The following is a 25,815-nucleotide window of genomic DNA, read 5'->3' on the forward strand; positions in this document are numbered from 1 at the left end:
GTCAAGGAGTGCCATGGCACAGCAGGGACAGCGACGCCGCGCGATCATCAATACCGACGCCAAGAACGAGGCCGACGATCAATACGCGATCGTGCACGCACTGCTGTCACCCACCATCGACGTCCGTGGACTCGTCGCGGCCCACTTCGGCACCGTGCGGTCCCAGCGCAGCATGGAGGACTCCCGGGCCGAGATCGACCTGATCCTCGACCTGCTCGCCCTGGACCGCGAGGTGCCGGTCGCCAACGGCGCCGCCCACGCGCTCCCGGACCCGACCACGCCGGTCGACTCCCCGGGTGCCCGGCTGATCATCGACGAGGCCCACGCCGAGACCGAGAGCACTCTGTATGTCGCGTTCCTCGGGCCGCTGACCGACATGGCCAGCGCGCTGCTGCTCGACCCGAGCATCCAGGACACCGACACCGTGGTGATCTGGATCGGCGGCCACCACTACTACGACCCGATCTATCCCCTGCAGCCGAAGGTCGAGTTCAACCTCTCCAACGACATCACGGCAGCGAACGTGGTGATGGCGTCGCGGCTGCCGGTGTGGCAGGTGCCGAGCTCGGTCTACCGGCAGGTGGCCGTCGGCTACGCCGAGCTGGACGCGCGGGTCGCTCCGCAGGGGCGGATCGGCCGCTATCTCGTGGACCAGCTGCACGAGTGGAACGCGACCCACCACACCGGCCCGATCGAGCACCGCTCGCTCGGCGACTCGCCCGCCGTCGGCCTCATCCTGAACCCCGGCAGCGCACACTTCTCGTCCCGTCCCGCGCCGGTCTTCGCCGAGGACGGGTCCACGGACCTCAGCCAGGACGGCGCCCGCGAGGTGCTGGTCGCCGAGTCCTACGACACGCGCTGGCTGCTCGAGGACATGTTCCACAAGATCGCCCGCCACGCCGGCGCCGAGGGCGGCCCACGATGATGACCGCACACCTGCCCCAGGTGAGCATCTGGCGTGAGGTGCGCACCGCCGTCGAGACGGGTTCGCCCGACGAGAGCGCCGCGATCCTGGCCGAGCAGTCCCGGCTGATCCGCCGGTCCGTGCTCGCCATGATCGGCCGAGCGAGGGCCGGGCATATCGGCGGCGACTTCTCCGTGACCGACATCCTGGCCACCCTCTACTTCGGGGTGCTGCGCATCGACCCCGCCGATCCGGGCGCGCCGGTCCGGGACCGCTTCATCCTGTCCAAGGGGCACTGCGCCGCGTCCCTGTACTCCACCCTCGCGTTCTCCGGATACTTCGACCCCGCCGAGCTGGACACGTTCATGGGACCGCACTCGGCCCTGAACGGACACCCGAACCGCACCAAGGTGCCCGGCGTGGAGACGAACACCGGGCCACTGGGGCACGGGCTCCCGGTCGCCGTCGGGGAGGCCCTCGGCGCCCGGCTGCTCGGCCACGACACCCGGGTGTTCGTGGTCTGCGGCGACGGGGAGATGCAGGAGGGCAGCAACTGGGAGGCGCTGATGTCCGCGGCGCACTACCGCCTCGCGAACCTCACGCTGGTGATCGACCGGAACCGCCTGCAGCAGGGGGCCCGCACCGAGGACACGAACGCCCTGGCCCCGCTGGCGGACAAGCTCGCCGCGTTCGGGTGGCAGGTGCGCGAGGTGGACGGCCACGACCACGCCGCGCTCCTGCAGGCGTTCGCGCCGGCGGACGGCGCCCGACCGGTGGCCGTGATCGCCAACACCGTCAAGGGCAAGGGCGTCTCCTTCATCGAGGACCGGGTGGAGTGGCACCACAAGGTGCCCACCCCGGACCAGATCGACCTCGCCCGGAAGGAGTTGGCATGACCGTCCTCGACACGGCCGCCCCGACCTACGACAACCGCACCGCGTTCGCCGAGGAGCTGCTCGAGCTGGCCCGCGCGGACGAGCGGGTGGTCGCCGTCTGCAACGACTCGGTCGGCTCGTCCAATCTCGTGGGCTTCCGTGAGGAGTTTCCGGACCGGCTCATCAACGTCGGCATCGCCGAGCAGAACCTGGTCGGGGTGGGCGCCGGCCTGGCCGCAGCCGGGTTGATCCCGTTCGTGTGCGCCGCCGGACCGTTCCTGACCGGACGCTCGCTGGAACAGGTGAAGGCGGACGTCGCCTACAGCGCCCACAACGTGATCCTGTGCGGGATGAGCCCCGGCATGGCCTACGGCGAGCTCGGCCCCACCCACCACTCCGTCGAGGACCTGTCCTGGCTGCGCGCGCTGCCGGGCCTGGACATCGTGGTCCCCGCGGACCGGCACCAGACCCGCCAGGCCGTGCGTCAGGCCGTGGCGGACCCGCGCCCCACCTACATCCGGGTCGGTCGGCACAAGGTCCCGGACGTCACCGCGCCCACCGACCCGCTCGAGCGCGGCCGGTTCCTGCTCGCCCGCGCCGGCAGCGACGTCACCCTGATCGGCACCGGCACCCTGGTCTCCCGGGCGCTCGCGGCCGCGGACCTGCTCGCCGCCGACGGCATCGACGCCCGCGTCCTCAACGCCGCCTACATCGCGCCGCTGGACGTCGAGGCGATCCGCGACGCCGCCACGCAGACGCGGGCGATCGTCACCGCCGAGGAGGCGAACATCTCCGGGGGCCTGGGCGCCGCCGTCGCCCTCACGGTCGCCGCCCAGGGCCGCGGCCCGGTGGTCCGGGCCCTGGGGCTGTCCGAGTTCGCGCCGACGGGCAGCACCGACCTGCTGCTGGAGCACTTCGGCCTCACCGGGCCCGCGATCGCCGCCGCCGCGCGGGAGGCGCTCGCCGGGTGATCCGGTGCGCGGGCGGACCGGGCCGGGCCCGACCGGTCCCGGTCAGGCCCGCAGCAGTGCCTGCGACTGGGTGACCTCGTGCCGCAGCGGCTGCCCGGCGACCCACCGTTCCAGCTCGTCGACGACGAGCCGGCCCAGGCGGCGGCGCTCCAGGCCGACGCTGCCGGCGATGTGCCCGGTGAGGGTGACGTTCCCGAGCCCGTAGAGCGGTGAGTCGGCGCCCGGCGGGTCCGGCCAGGTGACGTCGAGCACCGCCTGCAGGTCGGGGCGGGAGCCGAGCACCCGCACCAGGGCGTCCTCGTCCACGAGGGCGCCACGGGCCGTATTGATCAGCGTGGCCCCGGCCGGGAGCCGGCGCAGTTCGTCGTGGCCGATCATCCGGTCGTTGCGGCCCGGCAGCCAGGGGGCGTGGATGCTCAGGACCTGGCTGGTCTCGAAGAGTTCGGCGAGGGAGTCCAGCCGGTGCACGCCGTGCTCGGCCGCGACGCCGCCGTCGAGGTAGGGGTCCCAGACGTCGATCCGGTGACCGAAGCGGTGCAGTCCGGTGGCCACCTTGCGCGCGATCGAGCCGAAGCCGACGAGCCCGATCCTCCGCTCGTAGATGCCGAGGTCGTCCTGGGCGGGCAGGAACGCGTGTGCGGCCCGCAGGTGCGCCGCGCTGCGGTGCGCGCCCTTGAGGGCGAGCACGGTGGCGGCGACGACGAACTCGGCCACCGGGTCGTTGTTGGCCTCGGCCGCGGAGACCACGGTGATGCCACGGTCCCAGAAGTCGTCGGGGGTGAGGTGCCGGATCGACCCGGCGCTGTAGAGGACCAGGCGCAGTGACGGCATCGCCGCGAGCAGGTCGGCATCCAGGCTCCGGGTGCCCCACCCGGTGAGCAGCACCTCGACGTCGGCGAGGTGGTCGGCGCCGCGCAACTCCTCCGCCCTGGTGTGCACGCCCGCGACGGTCACCAGCGTGTGCAGGCGGGCCAGGTCCTCGGGACCCAGAACCGCGGCGAGCGCGTCCGCGTTCAGCAGCGCGGCGGCGACCGGCTTCGTTGCGGGGGTCGTCATGGGCGGTCTCCACGCTCGTGCGGGGTCCGGGGACCGGCGTTCGTGGCCGCGCCGTCCGCGGGCGGCGCGGCCGCTCCGGCGACGGCGGCGAGCCGGGACAGCGCGGCCGCGCTGAGCTCGGAGTGCGGCGCCCGGACGCCGCCGGGCTCGATCCCCTGCCAGCGCAGCAGCGCCTTGATGGTCGCGACGTTGTACCGGCCGCCGTGCTCGGCGCGCAGTGCCTCGACCGGGCCGACGAAGTCGCGGACCAGACCGCGCAGCGCGGTGAGGTCGCCCCCGGTGACGGCCCGGTGCACCGCCAGCGCGATGTCCGGGCGGGCATTGGCGATGCCGGACGTGAACGACGTGACCCCGAGCGCACCGAAGGAGGCGACGGCGGACTCCGCGAGCCCGTTGATCCAGGCGCACTGCGTGCCTGCCGGCCCGTCGAGCAGCCGTGCGAGAGTGTGCAGGTCGGTGCGGGCGTACTTGACGCCCACCACGGCGGGCAGCGCGGTGAGGTCGGTGAGGTGGGCAGCCGAGAGCCGTGACGAGCGCACGTAGAGGACGAGGGGGAGGGCACTGGCCTGCGCGACCTGCCGGTAGAGGTCGGCCAGCCCGTCGCCGTCGCCGAACGGGTCCGCGGGTTCGTGCACCATGGCGGCGTGATAGCCCAGTCCCGCGGCAGCCTCGATCTCGCCCACGAGGGTGCCGAGCGAGCCGCAGACCCCGGCGATCAGGGTCGTGGCCGGGGTCTCGGCGTTCGCCACGGCCCGCAGGACGGCGTGACGCTCGGCCGGTTCGAGTTGTTGCACCTCGGCGGTGTTGCCCAGGGCGGTCAGCACCGGGATCCCGGCCGTGGCGACGCGGGCCGCGATCTGCGCGACGGTCTCCTCGTCGATGCCTGCTGTGCCGGCCGTGCCGGTGGGGCCGGACCGGTAGGCGGCGACGAGAACCGCGGTGACGCCGTCGAGCGCGATCATGCGGCACCGCCGACGCTCGGGTCGATCTCGATCTCGGCGGAGGCCTGGCGGGCCTGGACGCCGAGCCCGCCGTCGACGGTGATCACCTGACCGGTGAGGTAGGCGGCGTCGGCCGAGGCGAGGAACGCCGCGACGCCCGCGACGTCGGCGCCGGTGCCCGCGTGCCCCAGCGGGATCGGGGCCACCTCGCGGGCCTGGACGCTCGGATCCAGGGCCTGGAACCGGGTGTTCGAGATGGCGCCGGGGGCGATCGCGTTGACCCGGATGCCGTGCGGTGCCAGGTCGAGCGCGGCGGCCCGGGTGAACGCCTCGATGGCGCCCTTGCTCGCGTCGTAGGCCGCAGCCGACCGGTGCGCCTTGGTGGCACCGATCGAGGAGAGGTTGATCACCGCGGCACCGGGACCCATCCGGCGCGCCGCGGCGTGCGTGGACAGGTAGGTGCCGCGGGCGGCCACGTCGAACTGGCGGTCCCACTGCTCGAGGGTGAGTTCGAGGAACGGGACCCGGCCGAGCAGCGGCACGGCGGCGTTGTTCACGAGCACGTCGATGCCGCCGAGTTCGGCGTCGACCCGGGCCAGCATCCGCTCGACCTGGTCGGGATCGGACACGTCCGCCGGGACCGCGGTCGCCGCGTGCCCGGCCTCGACGAGCCGAGCCGCCAGGTCCTCGGCCTCGCCGGGGACCACCCCGTTGACGGCGACGTGCGCGCCCTCGGCGGCGAACCGCTCCACGATCGCGCGTCCGATGTTTCGCGATCCGCCCGTGACGAGCACCCGGGTGCCGTGGAAACGTTGGGCATGGTTCATGGCGTGCTCCCGACCCGGTCGATGATGGTGGTGGTGGCGCCCCGGTCCCAGCGCAGCGGCCCGGACAGCTCGCGCAGCCGGTCGGGGTCGAGGTGGACGCCGAGGCCGGGGCCGGGCGGAGCCTGGAGGGCGCCGCCGGTGTAGGCCACCGGGTCGACCACGACGTCGGAGCGGTACAGCAGCGGCCCGACCGGGTCGCTGGCGACCGTGACCGCTGCGGTGGCCACGCCGAAGTGGGCCGCGGCGGCGGTGCCGATCGAGAGTTCCTGGGTGGTGCCGACGAGGCAGTCCAGGCCCGCGGCCTCGGCGATCGCGGCGACCCGCAGCGCCGGCGTGATGCCGCCGAGCGCGAACAGGCCGACGTTGAGGACGTCGACGGCGCGCTCGGTCGCCAGCCGGAGCGCGCTCGCCGCGTCGTACACGTGCTCGCTGACCGGTACGAGGGCCCGACGGCGGACCTCGCCGAGTCCGGCGACGTCACCGGCGAGGGCGGGGGCCTCGACGAGGGCGTACCCGAGGTCGCGGGTGCGTTCGATGAACCGGAGCGCGCCGGTGGCCGGGAGCAGGTTGGAGAAGTCGAGCGACTTGATCTCGATGCGGTCGCCGAACCGGGTCCGCAGTGCGCGCAGGAACATCTCGTCCAGTTCGAGGTCCCCGCCGACGTAGACGCGGAACATGGTGAAGCCCTGCGCGAGCCGGTCCGCGACCAGGTCGAGGTTGGCCTCGACATCGTCCCGGCTGCGGGCGCGGAACACCGGGTAGGCCACCGGGAGGGCGGCGTGGACGGCGCCGCCGAGCAGGTCGCTGACGCTGCGCCCGCTCAGCTTCCCGCGCAGGTCCCACAGTGCCGTATCGATGCCGCACCTGATCACGGCGCCCTTGTCGTACAGGGACCCGGCCGAGGGGAAGGCCTCCTCGAGGAGCCGGGCGATCCGGTTCGCGGCCAGGGGGTCGGTCCCGGCGAGCATCGACTGCAGGCTGCTTGTGAGGTCGCCGAGGTCGGGGTGGAACCTCGGCAGGTGCTGGAAGTCCGACATCTCCCCGAGGCCGACGTGCCCGGCGTCCGTCTCCAGTTCCACGATGACGTGGCCGCAGACCAGGCCGGTGCTGCGGGCGACGTTCACCGGGGTGAGGCGCACCGCGGTGATCGCGGTCACCGGCCGAGCCCCGCGACGGACGTCGCGGCCTCCGGGCGGTGCACCCCGCGGGGGCGGTAGCCGAGCGCCCCGGACAGGCCGAGGAGGTCGGCGAGGAGCCAGATGATGCTCAGCCACATCTCGGTTCCCTGCAAACCGGGCTCCGCGTCGGAGCGGGCACCGGCGGCCCCGCCCGCGCTGAAGCCGAAGCCCGCGTCGTCGTGCCAGCGACCAAGGCAGTCGCGCAGCAGCCGCTCGGCGAGCTGGCTCTGCTCGGCGGTCCGGTAGTCGTGGGCGCGGACGAGCCACAGCGGGTGGGCGACGTCCAGGACGTTGCAGGCGTTCTGCCGTTCGGGGGTGAAGTAACGCGCGTCGCGGGCGTGCCGAAGCACGGTATCGACGACCCGCTCCGCGTGCGGCACCGCGATCCCGAACTGTGCGAGGGTCCCGCGGGAGGCCCGGTAGAACCCGTTCACCGGTTGCAGCAGGCCCCCCTTGCCGCCCTGCCCCCACATCCCGGTCTGTGGGTCCGCCCGGAGGATGAGCCATCCGATCAGTGCCTCGAGCTGGCCGGGCGGGGCGGCGGCGTCCTGACGGCGGTTCCAGAGCAGTGCGGTCCCGAGCGCGTCGACCCAGTGGCCGGCGCGCCATGCCTGCTCCGGCCACGGCAGGCCGTCGAGGAAGGTGACGATGTCGTCGGCGGACAGCCCGGCCACGGCGTGGATCGGCGTCGGGAACGAGCTGCCGAGGAGGTCGAGCGCGTAGCCGACGCTCAGCACGTGGTAGGCGGCGTCGGGGTCGGTGAGGTCCGGGGGCGCCTGGGGGTCGGGGCGCCCGAGCTCGCCGACCAGCCCGGTGCGCGGGTCCTGCCAGCCGCGGAGCATCGCGACCGTCTCCTCGCGCGAGCGTTGCGGCGGCGCGTGGCCGGTGAGCAGGTCGGCGATCTCGACGGCGTCGCACTGGGCCCGCACGGTGGCCGGGCCGCCCGGCTTGTCGGCGAACAGCCCGGTCCTGGCGTCCCAGGCCCGGGCCAGGATCTGGGCGCCCTGGCTGCGGGCACGGTCGCCGAAGGCACGCAGCACCTGCTCGAGGTCCGGGTCCGGGCGGCCGGCGGGCGCCGGGCCCGGTGTCATGCCCGGCGCTGCGGTGGCGTCGCTCGGCGCCAGGGCCGGGACCCGCCAGCGCAGCACCCGGGCGGGGTTGCCGGCGACCACAGCGCCGGCGGGTACGTCCTTGGTGACGACCGCACCGGCGGCGATCACCGACCGCTCACCGATCCGGACGCCGTCGAGGATCACGCAGTGCGAACCGATCCAGACGTCGTCGCCGACCTCGATCCCGCGTTCGCTGATCGGCTGTCGGAACACGTCGGTGTCCGGGTCGGTCATCGTGTGGTTGAAGCCGATGATCGAGGTGTGCGCACCGACCCGCACCGCGCGGCCGAACCGCACCGGACCGCGGACGATCGAGTAGGCGTTGATCGTGCAGTGGGTGCCCATCTCGATGCTGCCGGTGACCAGGGCACCGGCGGCGATGTAGCTGCTGCGGCCCATGTCTAGCCGGTCGCACTGGACGGAGGCGAGCTCGGAGACGAAGCACTTCTCAGCGAAGGAGTGCTCGGGGCGGCTCCCGGCCATCGCGCGTTGCACGTCGAGCTGGTCGGCCTGCTCCGCCTCGTCGGCCTCGGCCCAGAAGCGCCAGGGAGCGAACTCGAGGTCGCGGTTCATGCCGTGACCTCCTCGGCCGACCGTGCGGCCAGCAGGTGCTGGAGCAGGTCCGGTGGCCCGCCGGACGCGTCCGCGGCGTCGCGGCGGGTGAACTCCTGATCGGCCACGACCGCGCCGAGCACCAGGTATGCGCCCGGACCGGGGGCGAACGTGTGCCGACCGGCGGTGAAGGCGAACGCGTGCACGTCGACCGGGAGCTGCTGGGCCTCGTCGGACCGCGCGGCGGGGATGGACACCTCGATCGCGGACCGCAGCACCGGGTCGAGCCCCCCCTGGTCGTCCGCGTGCGTGTTGACCTCGAGGTCCGGGACCTGCAGCCACTGCGGGTCCGGGCTCTTCACATAGCCGACGAGCAGGTGGGCGTCGGCGGGCAGGTCGAGCTCCACGTCGGCCGGACCGCTCGCCGTCCGCTCGGCCGACATCCGCCAGCCCCGGATACCGGCGAGCTCCGGGGCGACCCGCTCGATCAGCACGCTCCGGTCGCTGAACACGGACTGTCCCACGTCGAGGTCGAACGCCGTGCCGGCACGGACCTCGACCGGTGCGGCGCGGAACGGGACCACCTGCGCACCGGGACCCGAGCCCGGCAGCGGCCAGCCCTGCTCGGCGACCGAGCGGACGGCCGCGGTGAAGGCCGCGCTCTCCTCCTCGAACTCGGGCAGGCACTCACGCCAGTGGCCGTAGGCCTTGCCGTCGCGGAACGGCACCCGCCGCTGCGGCGTGCGCATGCTGTTCGCGTAGAGATACGTGGTGTCGGTGAGCTCGGCCAGGGCGCGGTAATGGGCCACGCTGGTCTCGATCAGCTCGGCGGCCCGCTCCAGTTGGGCGACGTCGGTCCGCTCGCCGCGGAACGCCATCGAGCGCGCTCGCAGGATCAGGGCGCCGGCCTCGATCCGCAGCGCGTAGAACTCGGCGAGCAGGGCGAGGGCGTGCGCGTCCTGGCGCAGCCGGCTGAACTCCTCCGCCGCGAGCCGCACGTGCGGGCGGCCCGAGTCCGCGGCCCGGGTGGCGAGCGCGGCGAAGTGGCGGACGTCGGCGGCCACGTCGATCGGGGTCTCGCCGAGATGCGCCTCGCCCCGCAGGTCGCGCTCGACGTACTCCTGCAGCCGCTCGCCGCCCGGTGCGTGGGACTGCCACAGGTCGGGCCAGGTCCGGTGGGCCTCCGGCTCGAGGAGCTGGCTGAGGGTCATCCCCAGGCTCAGTGTCTGCCGGTTGCCCTCGGTGATGCCGACCCGGCGGACCAGCAACGGCGCGATCTGACCCATCGCCTCGTACGTGGCGAGCGCGGCGGCGCCGGCCTCCTCGCTGCCGTACTGCTCGGCCAGGACGGCGCTCCAGTGGGCCGCTTCGGCGCCCGGATCACGGTCCGCACGCCAGGCGTAGCGGAGCCAGGCGTGGAACCAGACCGCGTCCCGCTCGATCTGCCGCAGCCGCGGTTCGGCGCGGTCGGGCGAGTACGGCCAGTCCCAGTAGAACAGCGGGTACAGGTGCAGCCCCTGCGCGTTCAGGCGGTGCTTCATCGCCTGCGCGCTGCGCTGGATGAAGCCCACGGCACCGAACCGGAACGGTTCGAGGTTGGCCAGGATGTGCACGTTCGCGATGTGCGTGCTGCCGAGCGAGGCGAGGAACCGGTGCTGCTCCTGCCACTCCCCGCGGGGGTTCCAGGTGGTCAGCGACTCCCCGTTGTACTTGGCCTCGGTGTACAGGCGTGGGTAGACCTCACGGGCGGCGGTCACCACCGGCAGCGGGTCGATGGCGTGCCCGCGCAGGATCAGCGGGGGCAGCTCGGTCAGGCCGGCGGACTTCACCCCGTCGAGCACGCCGGGGATGATCGTCTCGAGCATCCACTCCTTGCCGTAGCGGTCGCCCTGCAGCACCTCACCGAGGCACGTGTACAGGCCGACGTTCGGGTACTGGGCGACGAAGGCCCCGATCGCCGCCCGGGTGTACCGGCTCGTCAGCGGCGTCGGCCGGGGCTGACGCAGCGGGATGCCGTGGTGCTCGGCGAACGGCAGCGGGATGTGGATGTTGTAGAACTTGACGACGATCCAGATGCCGCGCCGGTCCGCCTCCTCGGTCAGCCAGCCCAGGGTCGCGGCGTTCAGGGCGAGTTCGTCGTCGGTGACCTCCTGGGCCTCCGGGAAGTCGGGAAGGGCGACGAACGAGGAGAACGGGTGGCCGCTCCACAGGTAGATCACGTTCGCCCGGTGCTCGAACAGGTCGTCGAGGACCGTGAGCCAGTGCTCCCGGTCGTAGAACCACGCGAACCGGTCCGGCGTGACCGGGTACTCGTAGACCTGCCGGGGGGCCTCGACCTCGGTCTTCTGCAGCCCGATCGCAGGCCCGCGCAGGGTCATGTCCGGGGTCTCGCCGCGGTCGAGGTCTCGGGGGATGCCGCCGGTGCGGGCGATGATTCGCGCGAGCTCCTGGCAGCCGTACAGGACGCCGGCGTCGTCGGCGCCGGTCACGACCACCAGGGCGCCGGGCAGGTGCGCCAGGTAGAACCCGCCCTCGCCGGGAGCGCCGGTGTTGTAGAGCAGGACGTCCTGCTCCTCGAGGTCGCCGATCGGTGAGTCGGCGCCGCGCACGCCCACCAGGATCCGCAGGGTGTCGCTCGAGCGGGGCGCCAGCTCGGGGTCGCGACGCACCGTGGTCCCGGTGGCCGTGAGCGCGCCCGTCACCAGCTCGAGCCCGTGGGCGATCCGGGCGCTCTCGTTCGACGCGAGCGTGATTGCTGCGAGGTTCATCCTCAACTCCTGATCGATCATTTGATTCCGGTGGTGGCGATTCCGTCCACCAAGTACTTCTGGCCCGCGATGAAGAAGCCGACGACCGGGGCCAGGGACAGGGTCGACATCGCGAAGATCTGTCCCCACGAGCTCAGGCCCTCCGCGTTCATGAACTGCCGTAGCGCGAGCGGCACCGTGTACAGCTCGGGGTCGGTGAGGTAGAGCAGCGGCGAGAAGAACTCGTTCCACGTCCAGATGAACGTGAAGATCGCCGTCGTGGCGAACGCGGGGACGCACAGCGGCGAGATCACGTAAAGGAAGGTGCGGTAGCTCCCGCAGCCGTCGATCCGCGCCGCGTCGTCCAGTTCCTTGGGCAGGGCGCGCATGAACTGCACCATGAGGAAGATGAAGAAGGCGTTGCTGGCCAGGAAGGCGGGCACCACCAGGGGCAGGTAGGTGTTCAGCCAGCCCAGGTTCGAGAAGATGACGTACTGGGGCACCAGGAGCACGTGCGCGGGCAGCATCAGCGTGCCGAGCATGACGGCGAAGAAGGTCCGCCGTCCGGGGAACCGGAGCCGGGCGAACGCGAACGCCGCCATGCCGCACGAGAGGACGTTCCCGATGATGCTCAGCACCACGATGATCAGCGAGTTCACCATGTAGAGGCCGAACGGGAAGTCCAGCGCCACCCAGCCGTCGACGTAGTGGCTGAAGTCGAACTCGCTCGGCCACAGGCCGGTGTCGGAGAAGATCAGCCGGTCGGGCTTGACCGAGCTGGAGAGCATCCACAGCAGCGGGTAGAGCAGCACGATGCCGAGGACGCACGCGAGGACGTGGCGCAGGAACACGCGCCTGGAGGTCGAGCCGGTCCGCGCCGGTGCCGTGCGTTCGTCAGTTCTCATAGTGCACCCAGTACTTCTGCGCGAGGAAGTTGATGGCGGTGAACGCGGCGATGATCACCAGCAGCAGCCAGGCCATCGCGGAGGCGTAGCCCATGTCGAAGTTCCCGAACCCCTGCTGGTACAGGTAGAGGTTGTAGAACAGGGTGGAGTCCGAGGGCCCGCCGGTGCCGTTGCTGACCACGTAGCCCTGGGTGAACGTCTGCATCGACCCGATGATCGCGAGCACCAGGTTGAAGAAGACCACCGGGCTGATCAGCGGCATCGTCACGGAGCGGAACTGGCGCCAGCGGGAGGCGCCGTCCAGGGCAGCCGCCTCGTAGTACGCGGCGGGCACCTGCCGCAGCGCGGCCAGGAAGATGACCATCGGGGCGCCGAAGGTCCACACGTTCAGGGAGATGAGGACCCCGAGGGCAGTGTCGGGGCTGCCGATCCAGGACTGGGTCGCGATGCCGAAGCGTTCCAGGACGTCGTTGACGATGCCGTTGGCACCGAAGATCGCGCGCCACAGCATCACGACCGCCACCGAGCTACCGATCAGCGAGGGCAGGTAGAACACGGACCGGTAGATCCGCAGCCCGCCCATGCCCTTGTTCAGCAGGACCGCGACGGCCAGCGCAGCGGCCAGGGACAGCGGCACCGAGACGAACGTGTAGGTGAAGGTCACCACGAGCGAGTGGTGCAGGGTGGTGTCCGCGACCATCCGCCGGATGTTGTCCAGCCCGGAGAACTCCGGAGGGTTCAGCAGGTTGTAGTCGGTGAACGACAGGTACAGCGACCACAGGAACGGGACGACGGTGAACAGCATCCCGCCGAACCAGGGCAGCAGGAAGACGTAGCCGGACCAGTCCTGACGCGTCCGGCGCCGCCTGCCCGCCGCCGGTCCCTGCGGGTCCTGCGGCCGGCGGCTCGTCCGCTCGAGCGTGGACGTGGTCACACGTCGCCCCACGACTCCTGCGCCGCGGCGACCACGGCGCTCGCCGCCTCCGCGGGCGTCATCCGGGCGAACCTGACCTCGTCGGCGCTGAGGTCCTGGGCCAGTTCGGTCACCACATCCTGGTTCGGCGGGATCCCGTTGGTGCCCGCCATCGCCTCGTTGGCGGCGACGTCGTTGGTCAGGAAGTCGACCAGGGCCACGGCGTCCCCGGGGACCTCACTGGCGGCGCTGATCGACCAGAACAGCGCAGGGATCAGTTGCATGCCGCGCGCCGCGGCGGTGCTCTCGCCGGGGAAGTAGCCCATCTCCAGGTCGCCGCCGGCAGCCGTGTTGAAGGAGGCGAACGAGTTCGAGGGGATCATGGCGGAGGCGGTCAGCCCCTGCGCGATCGCGGACTGGTCGGCCGCCGCACCGAGGCTGTCGATCGCCCCACCGGCCGGGATCGCCCCCATGGCCTCGAACTCGACCCAGAGCTCGTACCAGGGCAGCACGTCCTGCTCGGTGAAGCCGACCTGGCCGTCCTCGGTCCACAGGTCCAGGCCCTGCTGTCGCAGCCAGGTCCCGAATGTCTGGAGCGCCCCGATCGGCAGGTCACCGCCGTACACCGCGCCCCCGCTGGCCTCGCTCACCTGGGCGCAGACCCGGCCGTAGTCCTCCCAGCTCCAGGCGGTCAGGTCCGGCGGCTCCACGCCGAACTGGGTGAACACGGCCCGGTCGATCACGATCGACGTCGACGTGACACCGCCGGCCACCCCGTAGAGCTTGCCGCCCACCAGGCCCGAGTTCAGCAGGGACTCCGGGAGCGCGTCGGTGTTCAGCAGGTCGGCGTGGGTGTTGACGTCGAGCAGCACGCCGCGGTCGGCGTACTCGCGCAGCGACTCCCGCTCCATGCGCATGACGTCCGGCGGGCTGCTCGAGGCGAACCGGACCGCGAGCTTCTGCAGGTACTCCGAGCCCGACTGGTACTCGGTGGAGATGTCCAGGTCGGGGTGCTGCTTGGCGAACAGCGCCACCGCGGCCCGCATCTGCTCGGCGCGGGTCGCGTCGCCCTTCCAGACGAAGTTGAGGGCTCCGCCGGCCGAGCTCGCCCCGCCGGCGCTGTTCCCACCGAAGCGGCTGCAGCCGGCCAGGCCCACGCCACCGATGGAGACCGCGCCCAACCCGAGCAGGGCGCGTCGACTCAGGTGCGTTGTCATCGTTGACTCCGTTCGTTTCGTGTTCGAGTAGCATGACCAAACCGCACACTCGCCCGAAGTGCAAACAACTCGAACACACTCAAACATCGAAGAGTGTCGTGAGCCCGAAGGGGTGCCGATGTCAGCCGACGGTCACGGTCAGCTCGCCCGCGAGCGTCAGGAACGATTCCTGCGCCTCCTCCGAGCCAAGGGGTCGGTCACCGTCGGCGCCCTGGCGGCGGAGTTCGACGTCTCCGAGATGACCGTGCGCCGAGACCTCAATGCCCTGGCGGCCCGCGGCCTCGCGGTCCGGGTGCACGGCGGGGCGACCGTGCCGGACGCGCCGGGTCCGGACGCGACGGCAAGCCCGTCCGATCCTCGGGAACCCCACCACCTGACGATCGGGCTCGTGCTCCCCGGCGCCGAGTACTACTGGTCGCCGGTGATCGCCGGCGCCCGGGCGGCCGCGGCGCGGGCCAACGTGCGGCTGATCCTGCGGATCACCTCCTACGAGGCGCGCGAGGACCGTCACCAGGTGCAGGCACTGCTCGCCTCCGCGCGGGTGGACGGCCTGATCATCGCCCCGAACCTCGACCGCGAGGGCGGTGGTGACCTGGTCACCTGGCTCGATGCGCTACCGATCCCGGTGGTGCTCGTCGAGCGCCGCCCACCGGGGGTGCCGGTGCGCAGTCTGGAGTGGGTGGCGACCGACCATGCCGCCGGCGGGGTGCTGGCGGTCCAGCACCTGCTCGCTCACGGGCACCGGAGGATCGCCGTGTGCACCGGGCCGACCGCCACCACCGAGGACCTGATCCTGGGCTGGCAGAGCGAGCTTCGCACGCGCGGGCTCGATCCGGCGGAACAGTTCTCGATGCGCGTCGACCTCACCGAACGCGGTCGGCAGGAGGCCGCCGCCGAACTCGTGGACCGCTGCGCCGAGACGGGGACGACGGCGGTCATCGTGCACCCGGACATCCTCACGATCAGCGTGGTGCAGCGGTGCCTGGACGTCGGCATCTCGATCCCGGAGGACCTGGCGATCGTGGGCTACGACGACGAGGTCGCCGCGCTGATCGATCCGCCGGTGAGTTCCGTGATGCCGCTCAAGCAGGACGTCGGCCGGATGGCCGTGGAACTCATCCACGCCCGCCTGCTGGAGGGCGATCGCCGGCCGCCGCACCGGCTCACCGTGATGCCGGTCCTGAACGTGCGCAGGTCGAGTACCGGACGCTGAACTGCCACCGTGGCGCGGGTGCCGGCTCGTTGACAGCACGAGGGGCGTGCGGCACAGTGGTGCAAGCACAAGCACGTATGAATATTTATGATCGGGCGATGGTGCTGGGAGACGAGGTGAGATGGTCGGGCAGGGCGTGATCGTGGCCGTCGACCAGGGCACGTCCGCGACGAAGGCGATCGCGCTCGACGGCGCCGGCCGGGTGGTCGCGTCCGTCACCCGGGCACTGGGCCAGTCGCACCCGCGGCCGGGCTGGGTGGAACAGGACGCCACCGCGATCCTGGACGGGGTGCGGGCGGCGGTCGCCGACGTGCTCGCCCGGGTCGACGCGCCGGTCCTCGGCCTCGGCCTGAGCAGCCAGCGCGAATCGGCGCTGCTGTGGGACACCCGCAGCGGTGAGCCGCTGGGCCCGGTGCTGGGCTGGCAGGACCGGCGCACCTCCGCCGCGGCCGCACGCCTGGCAGCCCACGATGCCGAGGTGCGCGAGCGCAGCGGGCTGCCCATCGACCCGATGTTCTCCGCGCTCAAGCTCGGCTGGCTGCTCGACGAGGTGGATCCGGACCGCTCCCGCAGCGCGCGCGGCGAGATCGCCGCCGGCACCGTGGACTCCTGGCTCGTCCACGCCCTGACCGGCGAGCACCGGATCGAGATCGGCAACGCCAGCCGCACCCAGCTGCTGAACCTGGCCACCGGAACCTGGGACGAGCGGCTCCTGGACCTCTTCGGCGTGCCGGCGAACGTGCTGCCCCGGGTGGTCGCCTCCACCGGGGCGTCCCTGCCGATCGCGGAGTTCGGGGGGTTGCGGATCCACGCCGTGCTCGGCGACTCCCACGCGGCCCTGTACGCCCACGGGGTGCGCGAGCCCGGCGCGGTGAAGGTCACCTACGGCACCGGGTCCTCGGTGATGGGCCTGCTCACCGGCGAGCGCAGGGGGATCGCCGGCGGTGCGGCCGCGGGGGCGGGCAGTGCCGCGGACCCTGCCGACGCGGTGCGCGCAGACTCCGAGGGGCCGATCCCGGCCGGTCTCGTCGGCACGATCGCCTGGCAGCTCGGCGACGCGCCGCACCAGCTCGCGTTCGAGGGCAACATCCTGGCCACCGGTGCCACGATCGCCTGGCTGTCCCGCCTCCTCGGCCGCGCCGTGCCCGAGCTCGCGGCCCTGGCCCGGACCGCCGGCGCCGATCACGGCGTCCACCTGGTACCCGCGTTCGCCGGGCTCGGCGCGCCCTGGTGGGACCCGGGTGCGCGGGCGGTGCTCTCCGGATTCGACCTCGGTACCGACGCCGCCGTGCTCGCCCGCGCGGGGGCCGAGTCGATCGCGCACCAGGTGGAGGACGTGCTCGCCGCCGCGGACGCCGCCGGCCCGGTCACCGACGTGCTCGCCGACGGTGGGCCGTCCGCGGACGACTGGCTGATGCAGCTCCAGGCCGACCTGAGCGGCCGGCGGGTGCACCGGGGCTCCCGCGAGTCCCTGTCCGCCTGCGGCGCCGGCCTGCTCGCCGGCGACGCCCTCGGCCTGAGCCTCCCCGCTGACTCGGACTCGCACCCGGCCATGACCACCTTCACACCGGCGCTCCCGGCCGGCCGTGCCGGCGAGCGCCGCGAGGCGTGGCGGCGAGCCGTCCACCTGACCCGGGCGGCGCCGTCGGGCATCGACACAGACCCCATCACCACCTGAGGAGACGCATGAGTGACCAACGCTACGGCGCGGGAATCTGGCACTTCGCCACCTACGTGGACCGCTATGCCACCGACGGCTACGGCGAGCCGCGCACCATCCTCGACGCGATCGAGCTCGCCGGGCGGGTCCGGGACCTGTCCGTGGTGGACCTGAACTACCCGTTCTTCGGCGGCGAGTTCAGCAACGACGAGGTCGGCGCCGCGCTGCGCACGGCCGGGCTCGAGGTCATCGGGATCACGCCCGAGATCTACACCCGGGTGTTCGCCAAGGGGTCGTTCACGAACCCCGACCCGGGCGTGCGGCGGCTCACCCACGAGCTCGTCACCGAGGCCGCGGGCGTGGTGCGCCACTTCGGCGCCGACTACGTGAAGCTCTGGCCGGGGCAGGACGGCTGGGACTACCCGTTCCAGGTGGACCACGGGGCGCTCTGGAAGGCCTCGCTCGACGGCGTCGGTGCGCTCGCGAGCGAGAACCCGGATCTGAAGTTCGTGATCGAGTACAAGCCGCGTGAGCCGCGGGTGCACATGAGCTTCGACTCGGTATCGCGGACCCTGCTCGGCATCGAGCGGATCGGGCTGCCGAACGTGGGCATCCTGCTCGACTTCGGGCACGCGCTGTTCGGCGGCGAGTCCCCGGCCGACTCCGCGCAGCTGGCGATCGACTACGGGCGCCTGTTCGGCATGGACGTCAACGACAACCTGCGCGGCTGGGACGACGACATGATCGCCGGCAGCGTGCACCCGATCGAGCTGTTCGAGTTCTTCTACACGCTGCGCCGCAACAACTGGGAGGGCGTGTGGCAGCTCGACCAGTTCCCGTTCCGGGAGGACTCTGTGGAGGCCGCGAACCTGGCGATCGACTTCCTCAAGGCGGTCGAGCGCGGACTGGACAAGCTGGACGTCGCCGGCGTGGTCGAGGCGCAGTCGCGGCATGACTCGGTGACGGCGCTGCGGCTCGTGCAGCAGGCCCTGTTCACGTCCTACTGAGCACCGATGGTCGCGGGCAGTAGTGTTCACGCCATGTCTTCCGGACCGGGCGGCGCGGGACGCGTCTCGAGCGATCGGATGTCCCTGCTCGTCAAGATCGCGCGGATGTACCACGAGCAGGGGCTGCGCCAGCCGGAGATCGCCGAACGGCTGCACATCTCGCAGTCGCGGGTCTCCCGGTTCCTGAAGGAGGCCGTCTCGCTCGGGATCGTGCGCACCGTGGTGGTGCCACCGCCGGGGGTGTTCTCCGAGCTGGAGGAGGCCGTCCGGGAGCAGTACGGGCTCGCCGATGTGGTCGTGGCCGGGCCGTCCACCGACGATGACGCAGCGGTGCTCGCCGCGATCGGCGGGGCCGGCGCCGCGTACCTGGAGACCACCCTGATCGGGGCGGAACGGGTCGGCATCTCGTCCTGGTCCGCATCCCTGCTGGCCGTGGTCGAGGCGATGTCCCCGCGCGCCACCCGTTCCGCCGAGGTGGTGGTGCAGGTGCTTGGCGGCGTCGGGGACCCGCGGGTGCAGGTCCAGGCCACCCGGCTCACCGACCGGCTCGCGCAGGTCACCGGTGGAACGGGCCTGTACTTCCCGGCACCCGGGGTGGTCTCCTCGCCGACCGTGCGGGACGCGCTCCTGGCCGACCCCTACATCTCCGACGTGGCCGCCGCCTGGTCCTCGCTCAGCGTGGTGCTGGTCGGCATCGGATCCGTGCAGCCGTCGCCGTTGCTGGTCTCCTCCGGCAACGCCCTGCCGGAGGCCGACCTGGACCTGCTGCGCGCGGCCGGGGCGGTGGGCGACGTCTGCCTGCGGTTCTTCGACTCCGACGGCGCCCTGGTCCCGACCGACCTGCACGAACGGGTCCTGGGCATCAGCGCCGAGGCCCTGCGGGCCATCCCCCGCAAGATCGGCGTGGCCGGCGGGCCGCGCAAGTTCGAGGCGATCCGAGCCGCGCTCCGGGGCGGCTGGATCGACGTCCTGATCACCGACAGCTTCACCGCCCGCCGCCTCGTCGACTGAGGCGCCGAGTCCTGCCGCAGCACCCGATCATCCCGTCCCCGGCGCGCCCGCAAGCCACTCACGACCGGCCTGCCGGACCGGCGTCGCCGACGCGCCGAGACAAGCCCTGCCCAGCCAAACCCCTGCCCAGCCAACCCTTAGGAGTTCCACATGCTGCTCGACAAGCCGTGGCAACACGGGCGGATCGAGACCTCCGCCGACGGTCACCACTTCCAGCACGAGGACGGCACGCCGTTCTTCTGGCAGGCCGACACGGTCTGGCTGCTGCTGACCCGGCTGTCCCTGGCCGAGGCGGAGGAGTACTTCGCCGACCGGCACGCCAAGGGATTCAACGTCGCCCAGGTGATGGTGATCCACGGCCCGACCAGCGCCACGCTGGAGGGGCGCCTGCCGTTCCTCGACGAGGACCTGACCCGGCCGGACACCCGCCCGGCCGATCCGGGGGAAGGACTCGACGGGCCCTCCTTCTGGGACCACCTCGAGAAGGTGCTCGAGCTGGCCGCCCGGTGGGGGATCTATCTGGGCCTCGTTCCGGTCTGGGGGAGCAACCTCCAGCACGGCGGCCACTCGGACGAGGCCGTTGCCGCCTACGGCACCTGGCTCGCGCGCCGCTACCGGCACCACCCGAACATCGTCTGGCTCAACGGTGGCGACCTGCGCGGGGACACCCGGATGCCGGCCTGGCAGGGCCTCGGGGCGGCACTGCGGAAGAACGACCCCACGCACCTGATCACGTTCCACCCGTTCGGGCGGTGCCAGTCCTCCACCTGGTTCCACACCGAGCCCTGGCTGGACTTCAACATGTTCCAGTCCGGTCACCGCGACTACGCGCAGGTCTGGGACGACAGCCCGGCCACCTGGAAGGGCCCCGACAACTGGCGCCACGTCGAACACGACTACCAGCGCTACCCGGCCCGGCCCACGGTGGACGGCGAGCCCGGCTACGAGGCGATCCCGCGCGGGCTGCACGACCCGGTGCACGGCTACTGGGGACACGACGACTCCCGGCGCTTCGCCTACTGGGCCGTGTTCGCGGGAGCGGCCGGCCACACCTACGGCCACAACGCCGTCATCCAGGTTCACAAGCCGGGGTATTCGCCCGCGTACGCCGTCACCATGGACTGGCGGGAGGGCCTGGTCGCGCCGGGCTCGAAGGACCTGCAGCACCTGAAGAACCTGCTGCTGTCCTACCCGTACTTCGAGCGCATCCCCGACCAGACGGTCGTCGTGGGCGAGCCGGGCATCCGGGAGGACCGGCTCGTCGTCACCCGAGGCGAGGGCTACCTGTTCGCCTACCGGTTCACGGGCCGACCGTTCCAGCTCCGGGGCGAGGTCCTGCCGGGGGAGGAGGTGCGGATGCGCTGGATGGATCCGCTGACCGGTGGCTTCGTCGGGGAGGCGCTGGTGCCGAACCGGGGGGTGCTCAGCTTCACGCCGCCGGTCGGAGCGAACGGGAACACGGACATGGTGCTGGTGCTCGATGCCCCCGGCTCCTGACCCGGTTGCGCCGCCCGAGACCACCCGTCTAGGGTTTGTTGAAACGTTTTACCACGAACGACGGCGGGAGCTGACGCGGCGATGACGGCACGGATCGGGTTCGGGGCCGCCTACTACCCGGAGTACCAGCCGACCCCACGCCTGGGCGAGGACCTCCGGCTGATGCGGGAGGCGGGCTTCAGCGTGATCCGGGTCGGCGAGTCGACCTGGAGCACCTGGGAACCGGAGGACGGCCGGTTCGAGACCGCGTGGATGCGGGAGGTCCTCGACGCCGCCGCCGAGCACGGCATCGACGTCATCCTCGGCACCCCCACCTACGCCGCCCCGCCGTGGCTGGCCCGCGCCCACCCCGAGATCGCCGCCGAGGCCGCCCGGGGCGTTCGCCTCGGGTGGGGTGCGCGGCAGGAGATCGACATCACGAACCCGACGTTCCGCCGGTACGCGGAGCGGGTGATCCGGCGGATCGTGACCGACCTGGGCGACCACCCGGCCGTGGTCGGCTACCAGCTCGACAACGAGCCGGGCCTGCTGCTGCTGCACAACGACGCCGTCTTCGCGTCGTTCCGCACCTGGCTCGCCGAACGGTTCGACGGCGTCGCTGACCTGAACGACCGGTGGGGGCTCGCGTACTGGTCGCACCGGCTGTCCACCTGGGCCGACCTGTGGCGCCCGGACGGCAACGCGCAGCCGCAGTACGCCCTGGCCTGGCGGCTGTACCAGGCCGAGGTCGTCGCCGGTTTCATCGGCTGGCAGGCGGGCATCGTGCGCGAGCTGGCGCGGCCGGAGCAGTGGCTGACCACCTGCATCGCCTACGACCGGCCGGCCGCGGACGACCTGCGGATCGCCGCCGAGCTCGACATCGCCTCCGGGAACGCCTACTACCGGATGCAGGACGGGCTGCGGCACCCGGCGCCGGTGCGCCCGCAGGGCTGGATGACCGACGGCACCTGGAGCGTGTTCCTGTCCGCCGACCGGATGTTCGGCTCCCGGCGGGCACCGTTCCTGGTCACCGAGACCAACGCCGGGGCGATCAACGTCGCGAACGTCAGTGAGCCCGGCTGGGACGGGCAGTGGCGCCAGGCGGCGTGGGCGATGATCGGCCGTGGCGCCCGGCTGATCGAGTACTGGCACTGGCACACGGCGCACTTCGGCACCGAGACGCACTGGGTCGGGGTGCTCCCACATGACCAGCGCCCCGGCCGGGTGTACCGCAACATCGCCGAGCTCGGGCAGGAGATCCGGCAGCTCGGGGAGCGGGTCGCGGCGACCACCCCGGACGCCGACGTCGGCCTCGTGTTCTCGACCCCGTCGAAGTACGCCCTCGCCTTCGAACCGGTCTTCGGCGACGAGCGTCCCGCGCCCGCCTCGCGCAGCTACCAACGCCTTGTCGAGGCGTTCTACCGGGGTGCCTTCGACGCCGGGCTGCAGGCTCACGTGCTGCACGACCGGGCGCTGCCGAGCGGCGCCGAGCTCGCCGAGCAGTACCGGGTGCTGATCGTGCCGGGCCTGTACGTGAGCCCCGACGGGGTGCTTGCGACCCTGCGCGACTACGTCGCCGCGGGCGGCCACCTCGTGCTCGGCCCACGCACCGGCTACGCGGACGAGTGGGCGGTGGCCCGCCGCACCCCGCAGCCGGCCGGCCTGGCCGACCTCGCCGGCGCGTCCTACCAGGAGTTCACCACGCTGACCGAACCGGTGCCGGTCACCGGTCCGGACGGCGGCCGCCTCGGCGCCGCCGAGGGCTGGGCCGAGCTGCTCGAGGCCGACGACGCCGAGGTCCTGGCTCGCTACGACCACCGCGAGCTGGGCGCGTTCGCGGCGGCGACCACCCTCGCGCGCGGAGCCGGCCGGGTGACCACGGTGGGCTTCGCACCCGACCCGGGCGCTGCCGTCGGGCTCCTGCGGCAGGCCGCCGACCGCAGCGGCCTGACGCCGTTCACGAGCCGGGCGGCGTCCGTCACGCACTCCTCCGCCACCGGCCCGCAGGAGCGGGTGCACTTCTACTTCAACTGGTCGGGTGAGGCCGTCACGATCGACTGGCCGGAGGGCCAGAGCGACCGCGACGGCGGCCGGCAGGGCGCGCTGGCGCTGTCCGGCTGGGACGTCCGGTTGCTCTGGGAACCGCTCGGCGGGCACTGAGCGGCACTGAGCGGCACTGAGCGGCCCTGAGCGGCGGGGTCAGGACCGGGCGAGCGCGATCCCGCGCCGCTCGCGCTGCAGGTAGGAGCCGATCCGGACCGGCTCGGTCAGCGGTGCGACCGCGCAGTAGTAGTGCTCGAGGCGGCCACGGTGGGTGATCACGGCGGGTTTGTGCGCGTAGGTGGCGTCGACGGAGCCGGGGCCGCCCATGTCGATGAGGACCTGCTCGGACCGGTGCCAGGTGCGCAGGTCGCTCGAGTGGGCGAACGTCTCCCGGGCCCGGCCGTCGCTGCAGAGGCCGAAGTAGAACATCACCCAGCGGTCGCCGTCCCACAGCACGCACGGGTCCGAGGCGAACCGGTCGTCGAGCGACCCGGGCGGCCCGTTCCGGACCAGCGGCCCGTCGCCGACCCGCTCCCAGCCGAGCAGGTCGGCCGACCGGGCCGCCCCGGTCTGCTCCTGCCAGCCGCGGGGCGAGGCGTCCTTGGCGTTGTAGAACAGCCAGAACTCGCCGTCGGTGTGCATCAGCCAGGACTTGTACAGGCCGCCCCGCTCCCAGGCGCCGCCGTCCTCCGGGCGAAGCTGCGCCCCGTACTCCTCCCAGGTGCGCAGGTCGCGGCTGCGGACGATGCCGACGATGCCGGGGCCCGCCTCGTAGCCCGCGGCCGGGTAGGCATGGAAGGTGCCGTAGTACCAGCCGTCGATCGCGAGCAGCTCGCCGTCGCCGCGCAGGTCCACGTCGCGCACGATCGAGGTGAGCGCCGCGTTGTAGCGGCGGTGCGGGGAGTCCGGGTCCCGCCCGAGGATCAGTTCCGGTGTGGACCAGGACGTCCCGTCGAACCAGGACAGGCCGGTCTGGTAGCCGAGGCCGTCCCAGCCGACGACCGTCATGCCGAGCCGCCCCCGGTGGTGGAACACGAACGGGCAGTCGACGCCGTGGGAGTGGAAGTCGCCCTCGCGCAGAGTCGGCGCGAGGACCAGTTCTGGTTCCTTGTGCGGGGTCGCGAGCCGGGTCGCGAGGTCGGCGCTCATGTGGTTCTCCTTCGGGCGGGTGCGTGGGTCAGGGTCGGGCCGGGAAGCCCTCGGCGACGGCGGCCCATCCCTCGGGCAGGTCGACTCGCCGGGGTAGGCCGTCGGGCTCGACCCAGCCGCCGAACAGCAGCGCGGCGGCCATCAGCAGCCCGCCGTTGCCGGGCAGGTACAGGGGCATCCGGTGCGGCACCTGCCGGTTGTGGCCGTTGGCCAGGAAGGTGTTCTTGTCCTCGCCGCGCACCAGCGCGTCGAGGGCGATGTCGGCGCGGCCGAGCCGGGTGGCGCACATCGCGATCATCGGGAAGTCCCAGCCCCAGGCGCTGCGCCACTCCCACCGTTCGCAGGCCCGCTGGAGGGTGCGCAGCATCGCCGGGTGGTCGAGGGCGCCGGTGTCCGGCACCACTCCGAGCGCGCCGAGCATCGAGGGATGGTCGGTGAACACGGTCCGGGCCGGGTTCGCCACCGCGTCGTAGCACCCGTCCGGGCTGAGCACCGGGCGCAGCCCGGCGGCCACGTCCGCCCACTCCTGCGGCTGCTCGCGACCATCGTCCCGACGCCAGCGCAGCGCCACCTGCAGCGCCCACCGGACGTAGGCGACCTCGAACAGCGGGTCCCAGGTCTCGCGCGCCCCGTACACCTCCTGGGCGGGCATCAGCGGCGGCGGCAGGTGGTACGCGCCGTCCTCGCCGAGCAGGGCGAACGAGGCGAGGAACTCGGCAGTCTCGTCGACCAGGCCGCGGTAACGCTCGCGCACCCCGGCACCTCCGGCACCCGCCCCGGTCCGCAGCAGTTCCGCGTAGTGGATCACGTGGGGCTGTTGCCAGAGCAGCAACGGCCCGATCTCGTTCGGGCTCTCGACCCCCTCCGGGCCGACGTGTTTGGGCCACCGGGCACCCCGGAAGCCCTGGGACGCCGCGGTGCGGCGGGCGACCGGCAGGATCGTGGCGTACCAGGCCAGGCTGCGCTCGAGCAACTCCGGGCGGCCCCACGCCGGGAAGTGCGCGGCGTGCCACCAGTGCATCTCGAGGTGGAACGTGCCGCCCCAGCTGTTGCAGACGAGCCCGGTCTCCTGCGGCGGGGTGCTGCCCGAGCAGTGCACCTTCGTCTGGTACTGGGACAGCACGATTCGCCGTTCCAGCTCGCCGGCCCCGGCCGCGCTGCTGGCCCCGAGATCGACGGCGGCGCCCGACTCCCAGAAGTCCGCCCAGCCCTGGGCCGAGTGGTCCAGCACCGCGGCCGCGTCGTCGAGGACCTCGGTGCCCAGGGCGGGGGCGAACTCGACCACGGCGGCGAGCCGCGGCCCGGTCGCCCGCAGCTCCCAGGCGTGCCCGTCCCCCGCGACGGCGACCCCACCCGCAGCGCGCACCTGGTACCGGGCCTCGTCCAGCCGGCGGTCCCAGACGACGGTGCCGCCGTCCCGGTGCGCCGTGGTGATGTGGGCGTCGGGTCGGTGCCAGACCGGGGGCGCCTCGAAGCTCTCCTCCACGGACGGGAAGGCGATCCCGACGGCGAGGCGTCCGCCGGCGAGCAGCGGCGAGTCGATCTCGAACGCGACCGCGTCACGCTCGGGGTCGACGGCGGTGCGCACCCGCACGTCGACACCGGCCAGGGTGAAGGTGCTGGTGACGACGCCGGTCCAGAGGTCCAGTTCCTGACTGCCGGCCCGCACCTGCTCCCAGGCGGGTGCCCGACCGTCGAGCAGCAGCCCGATCCGGGCCAGGTGCAGCCGCTGCGGGTTCGTCCAGTAGTAGTAGCCGGCGGCGCGTCCGGACGCCTCGGAGGCCTCGCGGTCCTCGCGGAAGTCGTACGCGGTCGGGTACTCGACCGGGCCCCGCGGGCTCTCGTAGACCTCCATGGTGTCCTCGAGCCGCCGGCCGCGGGGGTTCGGTGCCCAGTGGTAGCCCCACTGGGCCTGGGTGCCGAGCGGCATCGCGGCCTCGCCGCGCTCGCGGGCGGCGCCGCGTTCGTAGCGGTCGGCGAACGTCTGCAGACCGGTGTGGTCCACGGTGAACGCGAACTCGCCGTTGCCGACGGACACCGGTTCCTCTGGCCGGGGCT

General features: G+C 72.5%; 20 protein-coding genes. 9 read left to right on the forward strand and 11 right to left on the reverse strand.

The window, feature by feature from the left end; all coding sequences use genetic code 11:
- Positions 1–13 precede the first annotated feature (13 nt).
- Genes EXU48_RS10120 through EXU48_RS10130 form a run of 3 tightly spaced genes read left to right on the forward strand, consistent with a single transcriptional unit; the run spans position 14 to position 2,750 of the window.
- A complete protein-coding gene (locus EXU48_RS10120) occupies positions 14–925 on the forward strand; it encodes a nucleoside hydrolase (RefSeq protein WP_133107513.1) in 912 nt (303 codons plus the stop codon).
- Positions 922–1,800 (forward strand): transketolase, encoded by an 879-nt coding sequence (locus EXU48_RS10125; RefSeq protein ID WP_133107514.1) that lies wholly within the window; start codon positions 922–924, stop codon positions 1,798–1,800. Before EXU48_RS10120 ends, EXU48_RS10125 begins: the two co-directional genes overlap by 4 nt.
- A complete protein-coding gene (locus EXU48_RS10130) occupies positions 1,797–2,750 on the forward strand; it encodes a transketolase family protein (protein ID WP_133107515.1) in 954 nt (317 codons plus the stop codon). Before EXU48_RS10125 ends, EXU48_RS10130 begins: the two co-directional genes overlap by 4 nt.
- A 42-nt stretch (positions 2,751–2,792) precedes the next feature.
- On the opposite strand, the gene EXU48_RS10135 is transcribed toward EXU48_RS10130, so the two are convergent.
- The 9 genes from EXU48_RS10135 to EXU48_RS10175 are packed head-to-tail and all read right to left on the reverse strand — an operon-like array spanning position 2,793 to position 14,198.
- Positions 2,793–3,806 (reverse strand): hydroxyacid dehydrogenase, encoded by a 1,014-nt coding sequence (locus tag EXU48_RS10135; protein ID WP_133107516.1) that lies wholly within the window; start codon positions 3,804–3,806, stop codon positions 2,793–2,795.
- Positions 3,803–4,768, reverse strand: a complete 966-nt coding sequence (locus tag EXU48_RS10140; protein WP_133107517.1) for a dihydrodipicolinate synthase family protein — start codon at positions 4,766–4,768, stop codon at positions 3,803–3,805. The genes EXU48_RS10135 and EXU48_RS10140 overlap by 4 nt, the downstream gene beginning before the upstream one ends.
- Positions 4,765–5,574: an SDR family NAD(P)-dependent oxidoreductase gene (locus EXU48_RS10145; RefSeq protein ID WP_133107518.1), complete on the reverse strand. Its 810-nt coding sequence runs from the start codon at positions 5,572–5,574 to the stop codon at positions 4,765–4,767. The genes EXU48_RS10140 and EXU48_RS10145 overlap by 4 nt, the downstream gene beginning before the upstream one ends.
- On the reverse strand, positions 5,571–6,731 hold the full coding sequence (locus EXU48_RS10150) for a mandelate racemase/muconate lactonizing enzyme family protein (protein WP_133107519.1): 1,161 nt from the start codon (positions 6,729–6,731) through the stop codon (positions 5,571–5,573). Before EXU48_RS10150 ends, EXU48_RS10145 begins: the two co-directional genes overlap by 4 nt.
- A complete protein-coding gene (locus EXU48_RS25320) occupies positions 6,728–8,437 on the reverse strand; it encodes an acyltransferase (RefSeq protein WP_133107520.1) in 1,710 nt (569 codons plus the stop codon). The genes EXU48_RS10150 and EXU48_RS25320 overlap by 4 nt, the downstream gene beginning before the upstream one ends.
- Positions 8,434–11,184: a beta-N-acetylhexosaminidase family protein gene (locus EXU48_RS10160; protein WP_133107521.1), complete on the reverse strand. Its 2,751-nt coding sequence runs from the start codon at positions 11,182–11,184 to the stop codon at positions 8,434–8,436. Before EXU48_RS10160 ends, EXU48_RS25320 begins: the two co-directional genes overlap by 4 nt.
- Before the next feature lie 17 nt (positions 11,185–11,201).
- The gene (locus EXU48_RS10165) at positions 11,202–12,068 is read right to left on the reverse strand and encodes a carbohydrate ABC transporter permease (RefSeq protein ID WP_133107522.1); all 867 of its coding nucleotides are present in this window, start codon (positions 12,066–12,068) and stop codon (positions 11,202–11,204) included.
- Positions 12,058–13,002 carry a carbohydrate ABC transporter permease gene (locus EXU48_RS10170; RefSeq protein ID WP_235856948.1) on the reverse strand — a complete coding sequence of 315 codons (945 nt, stop codon included), beginning with the start codon at positions 13,000–13,002 and terminating at the stop codon, positions 12,058–12,060. The genes EXU48_RS10165 and EXU48_RS10170 overlap by 11 nt, the downstream gene beginning before the upstream one ends.
- Positions 12,999–14,198, reverse strand: coding sequence for an ABC transporter substrate-binding protein (locus tag EXU48_RS10175; RefSeq protein ID WP_165962752.1), 1,200 nt, complete (start codon positions 14,196–14,198; stop codon positions 12,999–13,001). Before EXU48_RS10175 ends, EXU48_RS10170 begins: the two co-directional genes overlap by 4 nt.
- Before the next feature lie 118 nt (positions 14,199–14,316).
- Between EXU48_RS10175 and EXU48_RS10180 the strand changes: the two genes are divergently transcribed.
- The 6 genes from EXU48_RS10180 (at position 14,317) to EXU48_RS10205 (ending at position 22,725) form a co-directional block, all read left to right on the forward strand.
- On the forward strand, positions 14,317–15,411 hold the full coding sequence (locus EXU48_RS10180) for a substrate-binding domain-containing protein (protein ID WP_133107524.1): 1,095 nt from the start codon (positions 14,317–14,319) through the stop codon (positions 15,409–15,411).
- A gap of 121 nt (positions 15,412–15,532) precedes the next feature.
- Positions 15,533–17,089: an FGGY family carbohydrate kinase gene (locus EXU48_RS10185; protein WP_133107525.1), complete on the forward strand. Its 1,557-nt coding sequence runs from the start codon at positions 15,533–15,535 to the stop codon at positions 17,087–17,089.
- An 8-nt stretch (positions 17,090–17,097) separates the two neighbouring features.
- Positions 17,098–18,078, forward strand: a complete 981-nt coding sequence (locus tag EXU48_RS10190; RefSeq protein WP_133107526.1) for a sugar phosphate isomerase/epimerase family protein — start codon at positions 17,098–17,100, stop codon at positions 18,076–18,078.
- Positions 18,079–18,111: 33 nt separating this feature from the next.
- Entirely contained in the window at positions 18,112–19,089 is a 978-nt protein-coding gene (locus EXU48_RS10195; protein ID WP_207947685.1) for a sugar-binding transcriptional regulator, read from the forward strand.
- A 150-nt stretch (positions 19,090–19,239) separates the two neighbouring features.
- Positions 19,240–20,586, forward strand: a complete 1,347-nt coding sequence (locus tag EXU48_RS10200; RefSeq protein ID WP_133107527.1) for a glycoside hydrolase family 140 protein — start codon at positions 19,240–19,242, stop codon at positions 20,584–20,586.
- An 81-nt stretch (positions 20,587–20,667) separates the two neighbouring features.
- On the forward strand, positions 20,668–22,725 hold the full coding sequence (locus EXU48_RS10205) for a beta-galactosidase (protein WP_133107528.1): 2,058 nt from the start codon (positions 20,668–20,670) through the stop codon (positions 22,723–22,725).
- 39 nt (positions 22,726–22,764) lie between these two features.
- Here the strand turns inward: EXU48_RS10205 and EXU48_RS10210 are convergent, their stop codons facing one another.
- Both EXU48_RS10210 and EXU48_RS10215 read right to left on the reverse strand, forming a co-directional pair.
- Entirely contained in the window at positions 22,765–23,757 is a 993-nt protein-coding gene (locus tag EXU48_RS10210; protein WP_133107529.1) for a glycoside hydrolase family protein, read from the reverse strand.
- Between the two features lie 28 nt (positions 23,758–23,785).
- Positions 23,786–25,795 carry a hypothetical protein gene (locus EXU48_RS10215; RefSeq protein WP_133107530.1) on the reverse strand — a complete coding sequence of 670 codons (2,010 nt, stop codon included), beginning with the start codon at positions 25,793–25,795 and terminating at the stop codon, positions 23,786–23,788.
- Positions 25,796–25,815: the final 20 nt, after the last annotated feature.

Source organism: Occultella glacieicola (assembly GCF_004353825.1).
GTDB classification, from domain to species: Bacteria; Actinomycetota; Actinomycetes; order Actinomycetales; family Beutenbergiaceae; genus Occultella; species Occultella glacieicola.